The 20443-nt window shown below is 37.8% G+C and carries 16 protein-coding genes; 9 read left to right on the forward strand and 7 right to left on the reverse strand.

Annotated elements, in window-relative coordinates; all coding sequences use genetic code 11:
* Positions 1–114 precede the first annotated feature (114 nt).
* From EPA86_RS08325 to EPA86_RS08335, 3 genes are all read left to right on the forward strand, one after another.
* Positions 115–570: a hypothetical protein gene (locus tag EPA86_RS08325; RefSeq protein ID WP_140602976.1), complete on the forward strand. Its 456-nt coding sequence runs from the start codon at positions 115–117 to the stop codon at positions 568–570.
* A 5-nt stretch (positions 571–575) separates the two neighbouring features.
* A complete protein-coding gene (locus EPA86_RS08330) occupies positions 576–998 on the forward strand; it encodes a hypothetical protein (protein WP_140602977.1) in 423 nt (140 codons plus the stop codon).
* Positions 999–1097: 99 nt separating this feature from the next.
* Positions 1098–1490, forward strand: coding sequence for a DUF2750 domain-containing protein (locus EPA86_RS08335; RefSeq protein WP_140602978.1), 393 nt, complete (start codon positions 1098–1100; stop codon positions 1488–1490).
* A gap of 55 nt (positions 1491–1545) precedes the next feature.
* On the opposite strand, the gene EPA86_RS08340 is transcribed toward EPA86_RS08335, so the two are convergent.
* The gene (locus EPA86_RS08340) at positions 1546–3447 is read right to left on the reverse strand and encodes a DUF885 domain-containing protein (protein ID WP_140602979.1); all 1902 of its coding nucleotides are present in this window, start codon (positions 3445–3447) and stop codon (positions 1546–1548) included.
* A gap of 106 nt (positions 3448–3553) precedes the next feature.
* Entirely contained in the window at positions 3554–5047 is a 1494-nt protein-coding gene (locus tag EPA86_RS08345; protein ID WP_140602980.1) for an alpha/beta fold hydrolase, read from the reverse strand.
* A 284-nt stretch (positions 5048–5331) separates the two neighbouring features.
* On the opposite strand from EPA86_RS08345, the gene EPA86_RS08350 reads away from it, so the two are divergent.
* Both EPA86_RS08350 and EPA86_RS08355 read left to right on the forward strand, forming a co-directional pair.
* Positions 5332–7317, forward strand: a complete 1986-nt coding sequence (locus EPA86_RS08350) for a BACON domain-containing protein (RefSeq protein WP_170309601.1) — start codon at positions 5332–5334, stop codon at positions 7315–7317.
* 191 nt (positions 7318–7508) lie between these two features.
* Positions 7509–8330: a substrate-binding periplasmic protein gene (locus EPA86_RS08355; RefSeq protein ID WP_140602982.1), complete on the forward strand. Its 822-nt coding sequence runs from the start codon at positions 7509–7511 to the stop codon at positions 8328–8330.
* Here EPA86_RS08355 and EPA86_RS08360 read toward each other — a convergent pair.
* The gene (locus tag EPA86_RS08360) at positions 8327–9259 is read right to left on the reverse strand and encodes a glutaminase (protein ID WP_140602983.1); all 933 of its coding nucleotides are present in this window, start codon (positions 9257–9259) and stop codon (positions 8327–8329) included. The genes EPA86_RS08355 and EPA86_RS08360 overlap by 4 nt on opposite strands.
* A gap of 454 nt (positions 9260–9713) precedes the next feature.
* Between EPA86_RS08360 and EPA86_RS08365 the strand changes: the two genes are divergently transcribed.
* From EPA86_RS08365 to EPA86_RS08380, 4 genes are all read left to right on the forward strand, one after another.
* Positions 9714–11084 carry a DNA-3-methyladenine glycosylase 2 family protein gene (locus EPA86_RS08365; protein ID WP_140602984.1) on the forward strand — a complete coding sequence of 457 codons (1371 nt, stop codon included), beginning with the start codon at positions 9714–9716 and terminating at the stop codon, positions 11082–11084.
* On the forward strand, positions 11042–11611 hold the full coding sequence (locus EPA86_RS08370) for a methylated-DNA--[protein]-cysteine S-methyltransferase (RefSeq protein ID WP_342777396.1): 570 nt from the start codon (positions 11042–11044) through the stop codon (positions 11609–11611). The genes EPA86_RS08365 and EPA86_RS08370 overlap by 43 nt, the downstream gene beginning before the upstream one ends.
* Before the next feature lie 94 nt (positions 11612–11705).
* Complete coding sequence (locus EPA86_RS08375; RefSeq protein ID WP_140602985.1) at positions 11706–12542, forward strand: mechanosensitive ion channel family protein; 837 nt, start codon at positions 11706–11708, stop codon at positions 12540–12542.
* A gap of 92 nt (positions 12543–12634) precedes the next feature.
* The gene (locus tag EPA86_RS08380; protein WP_140602986.1) at positions 12635–14287 is read left to right on the forward strand and encodes an alpha/beta hydrolase; all 1653 of its coding nucleotides are present in this window, start codon (positions 12635–12637) and stop codon (positions 14285–14287) included.
* 16 nt (positions 14288–14303) lie between these two features.
* Here EPA86_RS08380 and EPA86_RS08385 read toward each other — a convergent pair whose 3' ends face one another.
* The 4 genes from EPA86_RS08385 to EPA86_RS08400 all read right to left on the reverse strand — a co-directional run bounded on the left by EPA86_RS08385 (position 14304) and on the right by EPA86_RS08400 (position 20233).
* Complete coding sequence (locus tag EPA86_RS08385; protein ID WP_140602987.1) at positions 14304–15269, reverse strand: universal stress protein; 966 nt, start codon at positions 15267–15269, stop codon at positions 14304–14306.
* 127 nt (positions 15270–15396) lie between these two features.
* Positions 15397–15819 carry a GNAT family N-acetyltransferase gene (locus EPA86_RS08390; protein ID WP_140602988.1) on the reverse strand — a complete coding sequence of 141 codons (423 nt, stop codon included), beginning with the start codon at positions 15817–15819 and terminating at the stop codon, positions 15397–15399.
* Between the two features lie 54 nt (positions 15820–15873).
* On the reverse strand, positions 15874–16698 hold the full coding sequence (locus tag EPA86_RS08395; protein ID WP_140602989.1) for a M90 family metallopeptidase: 825 nt from the start codon (positions 16696–16698) through the stop codon (positions 15874–15876).
* A 145-nt stretch (positions 16699–16843) separates the two neighbouring features.
* Positions 16844–20233: a PKD domain-containing protein gene (locus tag EPA86_RS08400; protein WP_140602990.1), complete on the reverse strand. Its 3390-nt coding sequence runs from the start codon at positions 20231–20233 to the stop codon at positions 16844–16846.
* Between the last annotated feature and the right edge of the window lie 210 nt (positions 20234–20443).

Raw genomic sequence — 20443 nt, forward strand, 5'->3', positions numbered from 1 at the left:
TAACAATGAGTTTTGACTATTACAATGCTTTGAAATTATTAGTTATTATCTTGATATATCAGGCTTACCTTATATACTAGCCGCACATAAATTATGATTTTTTTAGGGACAAAAATGCTTAAAAATAGCTTAATCGCTACCTTCTTTCTTTGTTTGCCACTGGCTGTCATAGCAGAGCCATCTGTTTTAAAGGTTAACAAACGCTTAAAATTAAAATCTTCTACTAAATACATTCAAGCAGTACATAAAGAAATACATGTTTCGGGAAAAAGCCCTGAAGCAATTAAGTTTGCCATTTTAGACGGAATGTTAAGAACTAAAGGTTATAAATGGACCTTCGAAGGTGAAGGAAAAGGCTATATTTTAGCTGGATTTGATTGGCGTGGTGATACCAACATTATGAAAATTGAATTTAACGAATCACTTATACAATTAAAATATCATCAGGCTTGGGGTGATTATGTTTGTAAAAACCTAATCGAGGGTGTGTGTTATAAGAATGATCGTAGTTATTACAACTACGTTAAAAACCTTCGTCTTAGTATTGAACAACAAATTAGCAACTTATAGGCCTCATGATGAACCGATACGCATTAATATACTTGTTAACTCTCCTTACTTTTTCAGCCCATACCTCAGAAGTAAATCGATATGAACAACCTGTTCCCTATGTGAATTACATCACCAACATTGAACCAGTTTTACAAAAAGCTGTTCAATATTATAACTGGCAATTAAAGACTGATGAACAGGGACATTTCCTTGCTGAACTACTCTATAAAGACAACCGAATTAATATTGCTTTTATTGATGAGAATAACAGCATAGCAATAAAGTTACTTTCAACTAAAAAAGAAAACTGTAAAAAAAAGAAACGTTGTAAAGTAGACGAAGACGACTTACAAAAATGGTTAGTTAATCTGCGAAGAGCCGTTGGTGTTGAAGTCACTATCGCAATAAAGAAGCAAGCCATGAAAGCTTACTTAGCTACAGAGTAATCAAAATTTCCTCCCTTGCTCTGAAATAACAATGTTCGCTTTTAACCAGTGAACATTGTTACACTGAAGGCAAATATCACTAATTCTTATCAGGCAACTATGTCACTTAACTCACAAGACTTAGATACCATTGAAAACTATAATGAAGAACAACGCTTGAGCTTTTTAATTCAACAAGCTATTGAGCATAATAGCCTTTGGATTTTGGCTGATGAACATGGCTGCGTCATGCTTAACACCGATGACGAAGACTGCGTTCCTGTTTGGCCAAATGAAGCTTTAGCGCAACGTTGGGCGACTGAAGAGTGGCAACAATGCCAAGCTGAAGCAATAACATTAAATAAATGGTTTAGTCGCTGGACAATGGGCTTACTTGATGACGAATTAGCCTTAGTGGCTTTTCCTAACCAACAAAATCAAGGCTTGGTTATCTATCCTGATGAGTTTGAAGAAATGCTTAAAAAAGCACAAAGAAAAAAAGGCAGAAAATAACCTTCTGCCTTTATTCACTTTTAAGTATGTGAACTAATGATGAAGCGAGTAATTATTATTTATTCGCTTTAACTTTAGCAATCCATTCATTCACTCTACGTTCTAGAATTGCCATAGGTAATGCGCCACCACCTAAAATAGTATCGTGGAAACCTCTAATATCGAATGATGCTCCTAATTCTTTTTCAGCGTGTGCGCGTAACTCTAGAATTTTAAGCATACCTACTTTGTACGCCGTAGCTTGCCCTGGCCATACCAAATAACGTCTCACTTCTGATTTAATGGCCTCTTCTGAAATAGGTGTTCTTTCTTTGAAATACTCAATGGCTTGCTGCTCTGTCCACCCTTTAGAATGTAATCCAGTATCAACCACTAAACGAACAGCACGCCAAATTTCATTTACCAAACGTCCAAAATCTGAAAAGTCATCTTGATATCCGCCCATTTCTTTTGCTAACAATTCCGCGTAGAGTCCCCAACCTTCAGCATAAGCAGTAAAACGTGCTTGTGTTCTAAATTGTGGAACCGATTCAAGCTCTTGAGCTATTGAAATTTGCATATGATGGCCTGGGCTACCTTCATGATAAGCAACGCCTTCTAGTTCATTTTTCGGCATTGCTGACATATCTGAAAGGTGTGCATAATAAACACCTGGTCGAGAGCCATCAGGCGTGCCTGGGAAATAATGCTGCGCACCGCCATCTTGTTCTCTGAAAGGCTCTACACGTTTAACCACGAGATCTGCTTTTGGTAAAATGCCAAAAAAGTTAGGTAATTGCTCTTTAATGTGCGCTAAATGTTTTTCTGTTTGACTAATATAACCTTGGCGACCTTCATCATCATTGTTAAAGAAAAACTGCTTATCTGTTTTTACAAATTTAAAGAACTCTTGTAACGTACCTTCAAAGCCAACTTTATCTTTAATTTCTTCCATTTCACTAGTAATACGAGCAACTTCTGATAAACCAATTTGATGTATCTCATTTGCCGTTAATGGAGTTGTCGTTGATGCTTTCAACCTTGAGTTATAATAGGCTTCGCCATTTGGCTGGCTACCAACACCTGAAGCATTCTCTTTAGTGTTTACAATATCTTGTTCAAACCATGCCACTAATGCTTGATACGTTGGCAAAAAGTGCTCTATTAGCATTTTCTTTGTTTCTGCTTTAAGCGCTTCTGCCTGTGCTTCATCAATTGTTTTGGCTTCAACTAAGCTAGCTATTTTACGTTTTGCATCCGCCCATAATGCTGAATCAGCAACATTATCTTCCTCAGTAAATGGGGCACCAGTGATTAAAGCGCGAGCTTGTTCAATTACTCCCTCATAAGCAAATTTAGGGGGTCTTATGCCCTTTTCTGCTCTTTCTTTTGCTCGCTCAAGTAGAATTGCAATGGCTTGAGAAACTCCAGCAATACGCTTGTTGTAAGCCGTCATATCTGATGCGTCATCAACTTTATGGAAGTTAATGAGAAACTGTGCCGCAAATGCTTGAATACCCTGCATTTGGGTAAAAACATAAGCACTTTCACTAAATTTATCAGCCTCTAATGCCTGATTATATTGAAAAAGCCAAATATCATAAGATATTTTCGCTTCATCATCTAACTTGTTGTAATCGAAGGTATTCTGCAATTCTTGTGCCGCCTGCTTTTGCCAAGCTAATTGACGCTCTTCTTCTGCACGTGACATATCATCAACTTGGTCATAACGCTCTTTTCTTCCAAGAAAAGTTAACATCATCGGACTATTTTGTAGTTGCTCTTCATATTTTGTTGCAAACCATTGATTCAATCGTTCACTTTCACTGATAGCACTCGTCTCTGTCACGACTTGAGTCTCAGTGGCTTTAGTAGCCTGTGTGGAAGTGGCATTATCTGCTGGCTGACATGCCGTTAATACTGCGATAGCAGATAACGTCAATACGGTTTTAAGTTTACCTTGAGTAAAAAGGTGCATAGTTTTTCCCTGATTATAATTGTCACAATACCGTACCGTTAACGAGCAATTCCGTCAATTATCAGCATTGTTTCAAAATATTACCGAACAATACTTACAGGCTAAGTCATTCTAGTGGAAGGAATGTATCTATACTTTGTTGATTGAGTTGATACGTTGAATGAGTATAGCCTGAATAGAGTGGGCTATTGATCTCACTTAACGAAGTCACCACACTTGATAAATCACGAGAAAAAATACTCTTGTCACTCACATTAATTGAAACGCCAGCTATATCTAGTCGACTACCAGATAAACTAATACCGTGTTCCGCGTAAATTTTCCCTGTTGAGATGGTGACATCTGAATTTATAATCTCTAAAGCCAGCGCTTTACTATCTACTGTCATATTTTCGATACTGACCAAAGAGTTTTCAATAAACAAACTCTGAGCAGTAATATTAGTTAGCGTTACATTACTACAATCTTTGATGATAATTGATTGATAATGCCCTTGATAATGCTTATTCGATTCTTTTGTACAAACTAACTTTGCCTGTTGATGAGTTTCAGGCTGTTCTTTTTTTATAGTTACAGGCTTATTGGGAATGGCTTGAGTTAACAGTGTTAAAAACTCCTCTTGATGAGACTTCATTGGCACATGACCTGCACTCTCAATAACTTGCAATTGTGCATTAGGAATAATATTCGCCAACACTTTGCCCGTTCTCAGTGGCGCAACACTGTCTTTAGCGCCCCAAATTATGTGTGTTTTAACGTTCAAGCCATACACTGCATCAGTAAAGTTTTCCTCAACTAAGCTCAACGCTGCATTTAAGTTTGGTGAACTAGAGACAATTAACTGCCTCGTGTAATCATTCTGATTAAATAGAAAATTAGTGAGACCCTGTGAAAATTTGCTTGTACTGGTTGATTCAATCATTGAACCACCATAGTTATTCGCTTGTGCCAAAAAACGTTTTGCTACATCAGGCAATTGAGCTTCATCAATTGGCAATTTACCCGAATGTTTAATAAAAGCAGTTTTTTCAAGAATCCCTGCTGCATCAACCAATACTAATTTAGATAAAAGCTCAGGAAACATCGAAGCAAACCGTAAACTAATGGCCCCTCCCATAGAGTGCCCTATGACGATGGCTTTAGATTTAGCATATTCTCTGGTAATGCCAGCAACCACCTTTGCGTAATTTGTAGGAGAATACCTTCCTTGTGGAATTGCTGAATAGCCAAATCCCGGCAAATCAAATGTCACAATATGATATTGCTTCGCTAATACCGGTATCACTGAAAACCAGTCTTGCATGCCAAGTTGTCCCAGCCCATGAACTAACACTATAGTTTGCTTATGCTGTAAACCCGCTTGAACTACTGCAACTTCACCGTTAAAAATATCATCAATAAATAATGAACTTCGCCAAGATTCAGATAAATGTGAAGGTAAGGCTTTTGCTTTTGCTGTTTGTTTAGTTTTATTCGTCTGGTGTAATACCTTATCTACTTGTGAAAAGCCTTCTTGTAACTTATCCAACCAAGATTGAGCTATAACGGTATTACAGGTAGCCATAAAGATGACAACAGCCATCAAACCAAATAAACGCACAAAACATTCCTTCAATAGCTATTAATAGTTTCTTCATCATAGCAAATAATACCACCTTGCATAGGGGGCTTTATGAAGTACACTTAGCTGTAGTACCTTGATTAACAGACTGATCATTAAAATGTACAATGTTTGCGATAATAGCTGATATTCTTTCTTGTCTCTCTTATACTCTGCTATATTCACTTGCAAAAATATAATCAATACCTTGTTAACTTCTATCGAGAATATGCGGTAAATGAGTTAGAAAGCTAACAAATAAATTGGCCAAAATGGGAAAAATCATGAAGGGATCAATGAAACATTTTTTCATCAAAGCTTTTCTACTCGCAAATATCGCTTTGTTGCAAGCCTGTGGTAGCTCAAATGACGAGAAGGTTTATTCAATATCAACCGATATCTCTAGTGCAAACTTCAGCAATGAAGTACTACACCAATCCACGCAGTCAATTGCGGTAAAAGTTACTTTTGAGGGTGATGGTATCTTAGTTGGTTTTCCGCCTGAACAAGCGCCAGTACCTTGGCTAACCTACCGAGCAGAAAATGTTACTAGCGACTCTGCAACCATATATATCGAAACCATTAACGAAGAGTTTTTAATCCCTAATACATACGCGAGTAAGTTACGTATCGCAGTATCAGATGAAACTGGACAAAAATTTGCTTCAAAAGACATTGATGTTTCTTTGCTGGTTTGGCAATTAACCGTTAATAAGACGAAATTAAACTATAGCGCAACCTTGGGCGATGCTAGCGTTGAAAATCAAAGTTTTGATATCATCAGTGAAAGTAATCAATGGACGGCAAGCTCTGATGTAGACTGGTTATCACTCGACACTGTGTCTGGTACAGGCAATGGCACAATTACCGTAACCGCTAACACCCAAGAGTTTATCGCTTCAGGCCTAAAACAAGGTAACATAATTCTGACAGAAACTACCTCTGGTGATAATAAAACAATTCCTGTAGACCTTGCATTAGACAATATCTATTTTTATGCCGACACTCCTGTCATTGCGTTTACACAAGCTAGTAATATTCAAGCCATAGAAAAAACACTGACTATCAACAATAACAGTGAAAAAACATTCTCATGGCAAGCAAGCAGCGATGCTGAGTGGTTAACTTTGACGGTAATTGATGAGACTAAACTCAACATAGTAGCCGACAGTAATCTAGCCCAAGAAAATGCCATGAACACTGCAAATATTATTATTTCTAGTGTTGATGAGAACTCAGTGATCAGTGAAAATATTACCGTTAATTTTTATCACAGCGATTTAGTCACTGAAAATAAGATCATTGAACCTGCTTCTGTTGATGATAACGCCCTAGTCACTTCTCCTGCGTTACCTAAATTTTATGCTGCTGCTGAAAACACGTTACAGACCTACCATCAATATACTGGTGAGTTAGAAAATACCCTAAATGTTTCCCCAGAAGGTACTGTATTAGAACAACTTATAATGCACCCTACAGGGGAATACCTCTTAGCTAAAGCAGTAGAAACAGTAACGAATGAAGACGAAACAACCAGTGATGTGATTCATCGTTATCGTATTACATTAGCTGACAATTCCATCGAAGAGTTACTTGAAGCCGACATATTGTACGAACCTATCACCATTGTGCGTCTTGCAGGCCGCTATTTTGTGGTTACTCAAACGCTTGAATTTGCTAATGAAGCACTTCAAGTGCAATTTTGGGATAGTGCTAATGCCTATTTTGCTTATGAACTAGATGTTGCCAAACAATTAAGTACGTTATACGCACTAGATTATTCATCCGCGACTATTAAGCGTTATACCACACAGATTAATGATTTTGGTGAGCAAACAATATTAACTACTTTAACCCATGAATATCACCCTGACTCCTTGGCTGAAGGGAAGTTTATTACTGACTTTGTAATTACCGACAACGAAAAACACTTATACACGATTAGCCAAAGTAGTGAATGGAGTACTTTCGATGGCACAAGCTTTGTCGATCAAGGGTTACTTGAATCCACTGAAGGTATTGTCACGCTTGAGCTAGAGAAAAATAACAGTAGCGAGCCGCATTTTTTACGCTTTAACACCACTAGCCTTGATGGCTTTTATGTTGATATTTACGATCAACAACAAAATGTAAAAGACTCAATAAAAACTCATGGTAACCAACCAAGTGATATGCACATATCATCAGACGAGCAACGGTTAATTATCAATGCCAACGCAGCCGATCCGCTGATAGCCGATCGCCTTGAACTCGTTACCCTCAAGCCCTAAACGATCAAACCCCAATCATGAGCCTTATTTTCAACTAAGGCTCATGTAACTACCCCAAACTCTACTACATTGACTAGCTCACCTACATTTTAACAATTTGTGCTAAGCTGAAAGTACGTATCCAGCGTTTTACATAACCAAGCTTAGGTTACATAGTAACGCAACTAATTTGAGGGTAACTAGGCGAAGTCATGTCCTTATACCTTAACGTATTGATTATTTGCTTTTATTTAATATTTTTTTCAATAGATAATGCTCATAGTCAAGAAACACCTAATCACTCTTTAGGCCAGCACAAGCCTCTTGAGCAATACTTTTTGACCTTTCCCCCCTACTGGCATGAAGAAGAAAACAATTCTTTTTCAGGATTACATTATCGGTTAGCAAAAAAATTATATGAACATGCGGGTCTAGAGGTAAATTTTGTCCATGTTCCTTATCAACGTATGCAATTTCAAGTGGAGCAAGGCAACGTTGCTTTTATTAACTATGGCGACGTTAAAGGTGTGAACATTGAAGAAGTGCTTCATGTTTGTGTTCCGCCAACGGTTATCACATTACGCGTATATTATCTAAAAGATAACTTACCAGAAATAACATCAATCAATGGTTTTGAAGGTAAAAATGTCATTATCATGCACGGCCTTCCTTTAGGTAAATACAATGTAATGAAAGACAATGACAAAATTAATTTCATGCGGCCTAGAACTATTGAATCCGCATTAAAAGGCTTAAGAGCACAAAGAGGTGATTATTTTATTGTATTCGATAACCTCATGCTAAATTCTGCACAATACCTTACAAAATCAGAAAAAGAATCGCTTAAGAACTATCCTTTATTTTCACTCAACGGTTACCCTATCACCACACCTAAAGTGTTCAAGGGTGGAAAAGCATTATGTGCCAAAGTTTTAGAAAGCTATCAGCAATTGGTGAAAGAAGGTGTGATTGATAAAAAGCATAAAATACTCGCTAGTGACGTGCCAAAACAAATGGCACTTTTATCAAACTAGAAGATGGACGATTGTGAAATCGTAGTTAAAGATTCCAACATTTTCATACCCAAGTAAGAATTACCTTTATCATTTAATTTCGGGCTCCACACAGCCACACTATATTTTTGCGGGTGTATGGCGATAATCCCTCCACCAACACCACTTTTTCCCGGAAGACCAACTTTGAAAGAAAACTCTCCCGCTTCATCATAAAACCCACATAATTGTAAAATAGCATTCAGTCTTTTCGCTTCACTAACCGTTACCACCGCTTCTTTTGTCAGTGGGTTTACTCCATTTTGAGCTAGAAACATAAATGTTTGCGCCATTTCCTTACACGTCATTTCTATAGCACAAAGATAAATATAAACATCTAAGACCGTATCAATATCGTTATCAATATTGCCAAAATCTTTCATTAAATTGGCTAATGAGCGATTACGAAAACTAGAGTCTAACTCAGACTGTGCAACCGCCGCATTGATAGCAATATCAGCATTACCACTTAGTTTGCAGCACAAATTTAAAATCTCTTTTTTGGGATTATCAAACTGACTAACCAACACATCGCAAATCACAATAGCGCCCGCATTAATAAACGGATTACGAGGAATACCTTGCTCATACTCCAGTTGTACTAACGAATTAAATGCTGTTCCTGATGGCTCGATACCAACCCTTTGCCACAAATCATTTCCCAGTGCTTTAAACGATAAAGTTAATGACAATACCTTTGAAATACTCTGAATCGAAAATTTTTCATTAGCATCACCCTCATGAAAATGGTCATTGTTCACAGTAATAAGGTGAATGCCTAATTTTGATGGCTCAACGTAGGCAAGTTCAGGAATATAACTTGCTACCTCACCTAAGCTTTTGGTGTTTTTGGCTTGCTCAATGACACTAGCTAATACAGTTTGGTAATTTATCGGCACAAATTCAGCCATAAAAAGCACCTATCTAACTTTAAAAAATTGAATAGACGCAAAGATAGCAAAGTAATTAAATAAGGTGAACACACCACCGACATAATCGTATAAAAAATACAACTAGATTGAGCGCAGATAATCCTAAATCTAATTTATATCACAAAGGCTAAAGGTTACCTTGTAATGGCTTTCATAATTCCACACATCGCTGCTTCAGTGCCTTTGTCTTCTTTAATGAAAGAGACTTCCGTGCAAACAGGGATTGTTTTACCTAAACGATGAAGATACTGTTTATCATAAGAGATTTATCCTGTAGCGAAGCCATATTTATACCAAGCAGTATTGGTAGGAGGCAACTAGTTTAAGGGTACCCTTTCACTTAATTAATAATTTGTACATTGAGTTCCGATTCTGGCTATATTTTAACAATCGCCACGTTATACTGTCCTTGAAATAGCCACCCGAGCCGAGTATGTTACCAAACAATATTTGTAGTAAAGCACGATTTGCAAAAGACCCACGCTTTGATGGCAAATTCTTTACTGCGGTAAAAACCACGGGGATTTATTGCCGTAGTATTTGTCCTGTGAATCCCCCTAAAGAAGAAAATGTTAGCTATTACCGTTCAGCTATAGAATGTGCAATAGCTGGATTTCGTCCTTGCCTACGATGTAGGCCTGATAGTGCTCCTGGCTCTCCAGCTTGGAAAGGAGTGAATACCACCCTTGATAGAGCTCTTAAACTCATTAATGAAGGGGCATTACAACACGGAACACTGGTTCAACTTGCTGAGCGCCTTGGTATTACGGATCGTTATTTACGACAGCTATTTACTAAAAACATTGGAGCTTCTCCCAAAAGTTATGCTCTATATCAGCAATGTTTATTTGCAAAAACATTACTTCATCAAACTAAATTACCCATTCATCAAGTGGCAATAGCTTGTGGCTTTAATAGTGTTCGACGCTTCAATGATTGCTTTAAAGCACAATTACAATTAACCCCGTCACAAATGAGAAAAGCTCAAGCAGAAGAGCAGCCTACAAATAAGCTAACGTTAACCTTACATTACCGTCCACCTTACGACTGGCACTTTATTCAACAAAATCTCGCTGCAAGGTGCGTTGATGACTTGGAATGGTGTGATAAAAACAGCTATGGGCGCACTATTACTTGGCTAGATAGCCAAGGTGAGTTTACTGCGACACACAATAAAAACAATCACTGTTTTCATATAGAAATCAGTTTAAACAAACTTGAGCACTTAAGAGCTATCATCAACAATATTCGTCGTATTCTTGATTTAGATGTTGATCTACAAGTCGTTGAGCAACACTTAAAGCCTTGTTTACCTCAATCGTTTGATTTTCATTCAGGTGTTAGATTACCTGGTATTTGGCATGTGTTTGAGGCTGGTATTAGAGCCATTTTGGGTCAACAAATTTCTGTTGCTGCAGCACGTACCTTAGTAAGTCAGGTTGTACATCATTTAGGTCAAACTCATTGCCAATATAAACTATTTCCAACACCGCAAGCTATTGCCCAAAGTGACCTTAATTTCATGAAAATTCCAGGGGCACGTAAACAAACGTTGCGAAATCTTGCTTTGCATTTTGTTGAAAATAGTCATGCTACTAACCCTGATACATGGTTGCCTCTTAAAGGCATTGGCCCTTGGACGGTTAATTACGCTACTATGCGTGGCTTAAGTCATTGTGACATTTTCCTTGGTGGCGATCTGGGTGTTAAAAAAGCATTGGCACATAACCAAGAGGAATTTAATCCTAGCCTTGCAGCACCATGGCAAAGTTATTTAACCTATCAATTATGGAGTCAGTTGTAATGTTTATCGATTATCTAGAATCTCCTCTTGGCTTAATTGAATGCAAAGCCTCTGAAAAAGGATTACGACATGTTATTTTTTGCGGTAATGACAAACAAGCGATAAAAACTAATCACATCACAGGTTTAGCAAAGCAACAATTAGCAGAATATTTTTCAAGTAAGAGAACACAATTTTCAATACCTTTAGATGCTCAAGGCACTGATTTTCAAAAAGCTGTATGGCAATGTTTAGTTGACATTCCTTTTGGCGAGAAATGCACATATGGCGATATTGCCAAACTACTCAACAAGCCTAAAGCCTCTCAAGCTGTTGGTGGTGCAAACGGTAGAAACCCCATTAGTATCATCGTACCTTGTCATCGTGTAATTGGTAGTAGCGGTAAGTTAACCGGCTATGCTGGTGGCATGTTACGAAAACAATGGCTATTAGCCCATGAAGGTATTGACCATGTTAAAGAGGAGTACACTGAACTATTAACTCAAGTGGTTAAAACGCGACAAAGTAAAACAAACTTTTTAACCTAATTTCTTGTTTTTACTTAACGTTATAACATTGTAAATATTTAAGTTTTTATCTACACTAAAAATTCCTTATGCTCTGACAAATAAAGGGAAAATCATGAGCACTATAGATAATTCTGTATCACAATTAGAATCACTTTCAATGAAAGCTTACGAGCTGGGGTTGCTTTATGCGCCTAAACTCGCGTTAGCGATATTAACGCTAATTATAGGCTTATGGATTATTAGTGGCATCAGTAAAGTGTTAGTACTTTCAATGGAACGTTCTAAAGTTGACCCGACCTTAATCCCTTTTGTAAATAGCTTAATATCATGGACGCTTAAGTTATTACTGTTTATATCAGTAGCTTCCATGATTGGCATAGCAACAACCTCTTTTATTGCCGTATTGGGTGCCGCTGGGTTAGCCATTGGTTTAGCACTTCAAGGCAGTTTGTCCAACTTTGCTGGCGGCGTACTTATTATGATATTTAAACCCTATAAAGTAGGTGATTTAATTGAGTCTCAAGGGCATTTTGGTGAAGTAAAAGAAGTTCAAATTTTCAATACTATTTTATTATCTCCGCAAAGTAAGCGCATTATTATTCCTAATGGTGCAGTCTCTAATGGCTCTATTATAAATTTTACCGCCGAAGGAAAAATACGTGTCGATATGACCATAGGTATTGCTTATGATGCTGACATAGATTTAGCTAAAAAAGTACTGTTAGGCGTATTAGAAAATAATAGTAAAGTGATGAAAACCCCTGCACCTTTTGTTGGTGTATCAGAAATGGCCGATAGCTCCGTCAACTTAGCCGTAAGGCCTCATTGTTTGCCTGAGCATTATTGGGATGTATACTTTGAAGTCAATGAAGAAATTAAGAAAACGCTTGATAGTAACAATATCTCCATTCCATTTCCTCAACGCGACGTACACCTTATTCAACAATAGAGGTGTATTTTCTCTCACCTTGAAAAACGCTAATTCATTATTAGCGTTTTTTATTTATGAATAACTATCATTGCATCGAATAAGCAGTACTAATGAAAAAAATAAAACGTTGGCTTAAAAATTACAATAATTCATTATCGTATGTTGGTTTGATTGTTGCGGTGACATTCTTTTCTATTTCTTTATCTCCGTCACTGCTGCCAAGACCCTATATATTACAAGGTGTGCTTTCTGGTTTCTCATTATTAGTCGGCTATTCACTCGGAGTAGCTTGTACTTACCTGTGGCATTATTTAGAGTTGCCAGAGTTTAAAAAGCAGATAAAAACGACACTCCAATATATCATCTCTGCACTAAGCATTTTGATATTCATATATACAATTTATGCTTCAAACAACTGGCAAAATGAACTTCGAATACTTATGGGGCAAGCGCCCAATGAAGAGTTTTTGTATATTCAAATGATCGCAATCGCATTATTACTCGCATTTAGCTTATTATTTATCGCGCGTTTGTTTAAAAAGTCATTTAATAACCTCAGGTTTACTCTCCATAAACTTATTCCTCGCAGAATTGCGAATGTTCTAGGCCTAAGCCTGATCGCTTTTATTGTATTTACTTTCACTAATAATTTTATTATCAGCAAAATAGTGACCACCTTCGATGAAATTTATTCTATCGCTGATGAAAATACTGATAGCGGTATAAAAAAGCCAACAAATAGCCTATATACAGGTAGTAACAGCTCACTCATTCAATGGAAAAATTTAGGCCGAACAGGACAGAACTTTATTGCCAATGGACCAACACAAGCAGAGCTAACAGCATTTTTTTCTCAAAAAACATTATCTCCATTAAGAGTATACGTTGGACTTCGCTCGCGTGAATCTGCCGAGCAAAGAGCACAATTAGCACTGCAAGAGCTTATTCGCATCAAAGGTTTTTCCCGCTCAAAGTTAATTGTTGCGACACCAACAGGCACAGGCTGGCTTGATCCTTCAGCGATGAACACTTTTGAATACCTGCATCAAGGCGATACTGCCATTGTATCAATGCAATACTCATATTTACCCAGTTGGTTAACCTTGTTGGTTGACCCCAGTGGAGCAAAGCGCTCAGCCTTAGTGCTGTATAATACCATTCATCGTTACTGGTCTTCTTTACCCAAAGAAAGTCGACCTGATTTATATGTATTTGGCTTAAGTTTAGGTGCTTTAGGTGCTGAAACCTCAATTAACTTAACCACTATAATCAACAACCCAATACAAGGCGGCTTATTTGCTGGTGCACCTTTTCCTAGCACCGTCTCTCCGCAGTTAATCAAACAACGCAACCCAAGCTCTCCGCAATGGCTTCCTACCATTCAAGATGGCTCTCTGGTGCGATTTACTGCGCAAGAGAACCAACTTAATAATGAAAACTGGCACTGGGGACCTATGCGTTTTGTTTACATTCAGTACGCAAGTGACCCTATGGTGTTTTTCTCTCTAGATCTTTACCGAAAAGAACCTGACTGGATGAAAGGCGAACGCGGTCATGATGTTTCACCTGATTTTAACTGGTACCCTATTATTACTTTTTTACAGGTGCTTTTTGATCTTCCCATGGCTGATAAGGTACCTAGAGGAAGCTCACACAGGTACTCGGCAAGTAGTTATATTGATGGCTGGGTAGAAGTAACCCAGCCCAAAGGCTTAACGAAGGAAAAACTTAAAAGCATTAAACATCATTTTAGTGACCAGTAAACAGTGATTACTATGCTTATTTCAATATTGGTGAAACGTAACCTTGCGGCTTAATCGCAAAGACTGACTGATTAAGTCGATAAAGTATGCTTTCCGCAGTGTTTCCTATAATAAAACCAGGAATACCAACACGAGCAACGGTTCCCATCACCACGAGATCAGCATCAATAGAATTAGCATAATTAGGTAACTCTTCTCGTGCCTTACCTTTTATCGTAACAAGCTCCGGTGTTAATAACTCAACGTCTTGCGTAGTAAAGTCTTCTATAACACGCTGTTTTAATGTGTTTAAGTTTTCCATAGCGCGTTGTTTTTCAATGGATAAATATCCTTCTGTTTCTTCTTCACTTTTGTGACTAAATATAGAACTCTTTAAAATACTCTCATGCTTAGCTGACCAGATTGATACAATTTTTAGTTGGGCATTTTTTAGCAAAGCTAAGGTATAAGCTGTTTTTAAAATGTCTACATTAAGATTATCTCTGGTACTTTGCTCTTCATCCGGATAGCCTTCAGTGACATCAACAGCAGCAACAATAGTATGACTTTCTTTGGCCTCTTCACCGCTCACTAACCAAACCGGACAAGGGCAGTTTCTCAGGTAGCTCATATCATTACTGCCAAATAATTTACTGAGCAGTCCTTCGCTTTCAGACGGCTTTATGAGTAAATCAAAGTTATTTTCACCAACTTTTCGTACCACATCGAGGTATTTATCATTGAAAATAATATCTTTACTGATGCTAATTCGATCAGCATATTGCGCTAAAATATCATCTTGCTGCTGCTCTTTCTCATTGATAAATTGTGAAATATCATCGGTAGATAAGCCAAGTGAGTCAGGAATAGTTTTATCTGTGAAGGTAAATATCACCGTTAACTTTGCTTCATTTTTCTCAGCAAAGGTAACCGCCTTTGCTAATGAAACTTGGTTATCAACTTTATCGCAATAAACATAAACTATATTTTGAAATGTTAACATGTGATTTCCTTAAAAGTGTTAAGCATATTTAGTAGAACAATAGTACATACTGCATGTCCAGTTAATGAAAGAGTATATCTAAGTTATTTAAATACTTTATTTTTTTATCTGCTGCAATGTAAAGTAATTATAGTGCTTTAACCATGAAAAACTTAGCTCCTTTTATTGGGTATTGCTCTTGGGTCCACTGCACTTGGTAGCCGTACTTTTCATAGAATGTTTTAGCCTGAAATTCTAAGGTATCTAATAAACTAAACTGACAACCTTTTACCTTTGCTTTTTGTTCTAATTTTTCTAGAATTTTACTACCCCACCCTTCACCACGTAAGCTTTCTGAAACCCATAAGGTCTCTATCATAAGCCAATGACCAAAAGTTTTTGCACAAGCGCCAGCAACCACTTCACCAGCATTATCTTTAATGCTAACCAGAAGTGGCTGCTTTTTTGTCTCTTGCCAATGCGCTGCATTGAATGCTCTTATTTTTGAACTCAAAAATTGAGTTAAATCATCATTCTCAACTTCTTCTATTTCAATCGCTAATGTTGCCATAGGGTTAGTATATTCCTGTCTTTTGTCGCTCAGTTCTTAAAAATAAAAATCAATTTATGCCCAATATATAGGATCAACATGATAAAACTGCCTTAACTGCTGATATAAGGTTGGGTGTTTGGCAAAAAAGGCTTGTGGTTGCTCAAAAAACACTTCACTAGTAACAGCAAAAAATTCTGCAGGCTCTGTTGCACCATAATAATCAAACAAAGATGGCACACCAGAGTTTGCTTGCTTTCTCAACTGTTCAAATTGCACTATAAAAGCTTCAGACCATGCTTGATAGCTCTGCCCTTTAGCTAAAATTGGAGCACCATTAGCTCGGCCTGTTTCTTGATCTAATTGATGAGCAAACTCATGAATAACAACATTTCTGCCATCGTTTGGAATATCTGCGCCTGCAACAGTATCTTGCCAAGATAATACCACCTTACCGAAATCCCACGACTCACCAGCCAAAGTAACTTGCTGGGTGTGCTCGATGCCACCTGCAGCTTTGCTTCGCTGCTGTTTAATAAAAGCACTTGGGTATACTAAAATAGTACGCAATTTAGGGTAATAGTTTGTTTGTCGATTAAGCAAAAGTAGGCAAGCTTGTGCTGCCACTGTTACACGGATTTCGTCGGTAATTACCACGCCATTGCAACCAACAAAATGCTTTTCAGCTAAAAAGACTTGAATATGCTGTTTTAATTGTAGTTGTAAATCTGCGGGCATTTGCCTGAAATAAGGCATTCTTTGCTGGATGATTTTACGCCACTCTTTCTTAAAGGGCTGAGCTTTTATTTTATCTCGTTGATATGCTCGCCAATAAGGCTTACCTGCTAAATAGGCAATAATAATTAGTGCGACAACGATGGGTAATAGATAAGCGTACATAATATAACTTAATTAAGTCTTTATTATGAAGTTGGTACGACTTGAAACTATATCAAGCTTTACTTTGAGTTAATTCTCATGAACATAAAAAAATGGAGCCTAAGGCTCCATTTTAATTCTCTTTGTTAGAGCACGATTAACGCGATTATTGACAACCCGCGCTGTCATACTCAACTAATATAGTAGCGCCCGTTGCACCACCAGTTATTTTTAAGTAAGACCAGTAATCACTACCTGCAGGTAATGACATACAGGTTGATGTTGAGCCGTTACCTAATGCTTGACCATCATAGTCACCACTGTTTGGCCAGCCACCATTTTTATATAGTACATCAAGGTTACCTTGACCGTGACCCGTAGTAATTTTCACTGACTGATGTGTAGATGCTTCACCTAAGCTTAACCAAATAGTGCTGCTATTACCTAAACATGCAGCAGTACCAGCCGTTAAACCACCACCAGTGATTGGCGATTTTGTTAAACAAGCATTTTCAAGATCTAAATCAATCGGGTCAATAACAACCGTAGCAGAGTCAGTGTGAGAAGCACCATCATTATCTGTTACCGTTAATTGAGCAGTGAAAGAACCTGAAGTTGAGTACGTATGTACAGGGTTAGCAGTGGTACTTTGCGCTCCATCACCAAAGTCCCACAGGTAATTAACGATTGTTCCATCAGTATCTTTAGAGCCTAAGCTGCTAAATGAAATCGCGTTATTTACAAGTGCATTGTAATCACCATTGGCATCAGCTGTTGGGGCAACGTTATCGTTTGCTGTCACAGTTACGGTGTAATCTTCTGCTTCACCATCACCTAATGAACCACAAGCAGTAGTTGGCGCACCCGAATACTTCATTACCACACGCATGCGCGTTGTTAAGCCAATCAATGAATTATCAATCACTAAGTTACCTTGAACAGTATCTTTACCCGCTAAACCACTAACAAGCTTTTCTGATAATTCAAACGTACCATTGCTGTTAGTATCTAACCACACAGCCCAATGCTCAGAATAATTACCGCCAGCGGTTAAACTAATAGCATTATCACCCGTTGATAGTGGTAACGTTACATTGGTAAAGTCCCCATAACCCTCTTTAGCACTTGCATTTGAAACACCGCCAGCACTTACATTGGCAATCCACTCATAACCTGTATTACCGGTAACGGTACAATAGTCATTAACGACAGGAGCAATAACTGCTGTAGTTGAGCTCGTCGTTGAAGCATTGTCATTATCGGTAACTGTTAGTGTTACTGTGTACTCATCAGCCGCACTGTACACATGAGAAGGATTAGCTAAAGTACTTGTATTACCATCGCCAAATGACCAGCTATAACTTGCAATAGAACCATCTGTATCAACAGTGCCTGCACTTGAAAAAGTCACCGTGGTATTTTCAAGACCACTATATGGACCATTTACGTTAACTACAGGAGCGACATTTTCTGCAGCAATAGTAACAACACTTGAATCAGTTGCTTGGTTATTATCATTATCAGTAACTGTTAATACTGCACTGTACGTACCACTTGCTGTATAGGCATGATTAGGGTTGGCTTGAGTACTGGTATTTCCATCACCAAAATCCCATAAATAGCTAACAATTGTACCATCTGAATCTACTGAACCAGCACTACTAAAGGTAATGCTCTCATTGATTAAAGCAGAATAACCACCATTGGCTTCAGCTGTTGGTAACCCTGGGTCAACAGTACCTTCTCGCTCGTAATAGACTCTAAAGGTTGCGCCACTATAATCTAAGAATGGGTCAATAATTACATTTACTGTTTTACCACCGACATTAGCACCTAAATCACAGTATTCACTTAAACGTGGAGCACTAAATGGCGCACAATCTGACACTGATGTAGTCGGTATTGAATCAACACTTACGTACATGTCAGGGTCACCTAGGTAACCACCCGGCATAACAGCTACAACGCGTGACGCATCACTTGGAATATCAAATGAATAACTCTTAATGGCATCACCTTTAGTTGCTGATAAGTTAGTCTCTTCAGCTAAGAAAACACGCTCACAGCCAGTACACAATGAAGGATCTTCAACTGATAATATTTCTAACGTTGCATTTGAATAATCAGAGAATGCATCAATAGTGGCAAAATATGGTTGAGTAGTAGACGGCGCGGTAAATGTTACTAGCTCTGGTGTTCCCGCTGATTTAAACGAAATGAAATCAGCAATCCAAGTTTCACCATTTTTAGTCGGCGCTACACCTTTACTCACATAAAGATCAGGATCTTGGTTATAACCTTTTAAATAAATTGCGGCTGCTTGAGTACCTTCAGGGAAAGTAAACTCAAAAGTATCTGTTTCGCCTTTGGTCGCAGATAAGTTAGTGTACTGTGCTAGTACTTCACCTGAAGGGGCAACATCTAAGCCTGAACCATCCCATGGGCGATCGCTATTACTGGTATATTCTTCTAAACCAACAGCAATTAAGTTTTCGTTACTCCATAACGTTTTACGTGCATCACCGTGTAGTGCTGCAGTCATACGTTTAACTTGCCCTTGTGTATACATGGCATAGTTATCAGAATAATGCATGAAGTTTTCAGTATTTGTAGGCTCACCTAAACAGTTAAGCGCATTATCTTGTAAAATACTGCTACTCATTTGTGGAGTATCACAGTTGTTATCACCGGTAGACTCACAAAAAGCTTCTTGGTGCACTGAGCACACGTCACCGTCAAAAGTATGCGGTAAGTTTAACCAATGACCAAACTCATGAGTTAATACTGAACGGAAGTTTTCACCGGTATTCGCACCTAAATAATGACCGTTATATACCACACGTGATAAGCCTGCCTCCGACATACTCATTTGTGGATACCAAGCAACACCAGAACTACTTGTATCACCATCAGCATATAAATCACTCATGAGATAAATGTTCATATACTTGAAGTTATCCCAGGCATCCGCAGCGATTGCAGCATCATGACCAGAACCGTTACCGTAACCTGACTTATTGGCATAGCGCACAATACCGTTTGTTGGATTACCTTGAGGATCTTTTTTCGCTAAAACAAATTCAATATTTAGATTATCTCTGATTGCTTGAAACTCTGCTGCAATAGGACCATCCTGTGTATTTGTACCTAAAAAATCTTCATTCGATTTGTTTAACGCATCAATGATTTTATTTTCTGTTAAGCAATACGAACTTTCATCGGCACAGTTATATTGATCGCCATAAACATGAACAACAACTGGAATATAATAGCGACCATCAACACCATTGCCATTTGCCGCTGCCTGGATTTGTGGCGCTGCTTTTAGCATGGATTTAGATAATTTTTTCTTCAATTGAAGTTGGTTTTCAATTTGTAAAGCATCCCAGTCTTGTTTGTTTTTGTCCGTACCACAAACTTGTTGCTTATTTGCTAAGTCGCTAACTGAAGCTTCTTTATTTTTAAAAATGGGATGTATATCACCCGCTAATGCTGCTGTACTTGAAACAGTCAACATAAGGGCCATAAGTGATGGAACTTTGTGCTGCAAAGGCATGAATTCTCCTATCATGTTTTAATAACATGGTTTGGGGTAACTCAATAACAATTGTTAAATTACAAAACAGTTCGTTATCAGTCACACATTTATTATTATTTTTAGTTATGTTGTGAATGCCAGAACTACTGTTAACTAATTGTTTAATAGCTTGTTTATTTTAAAACAATACGTAGTACAAATATTCACCATTATGTTTATACTACAAAT

The sequence above is a fragment of the Litorilituus lipolyticus genome, assembly GCF_006439335.1.
Classification (GTDB): Bacteria; Pseudomonadota; Gammaproteobacteria; order Enterobacterales; family Alteromonadaceae; genus Colwellia; species Colwellia lipolytica.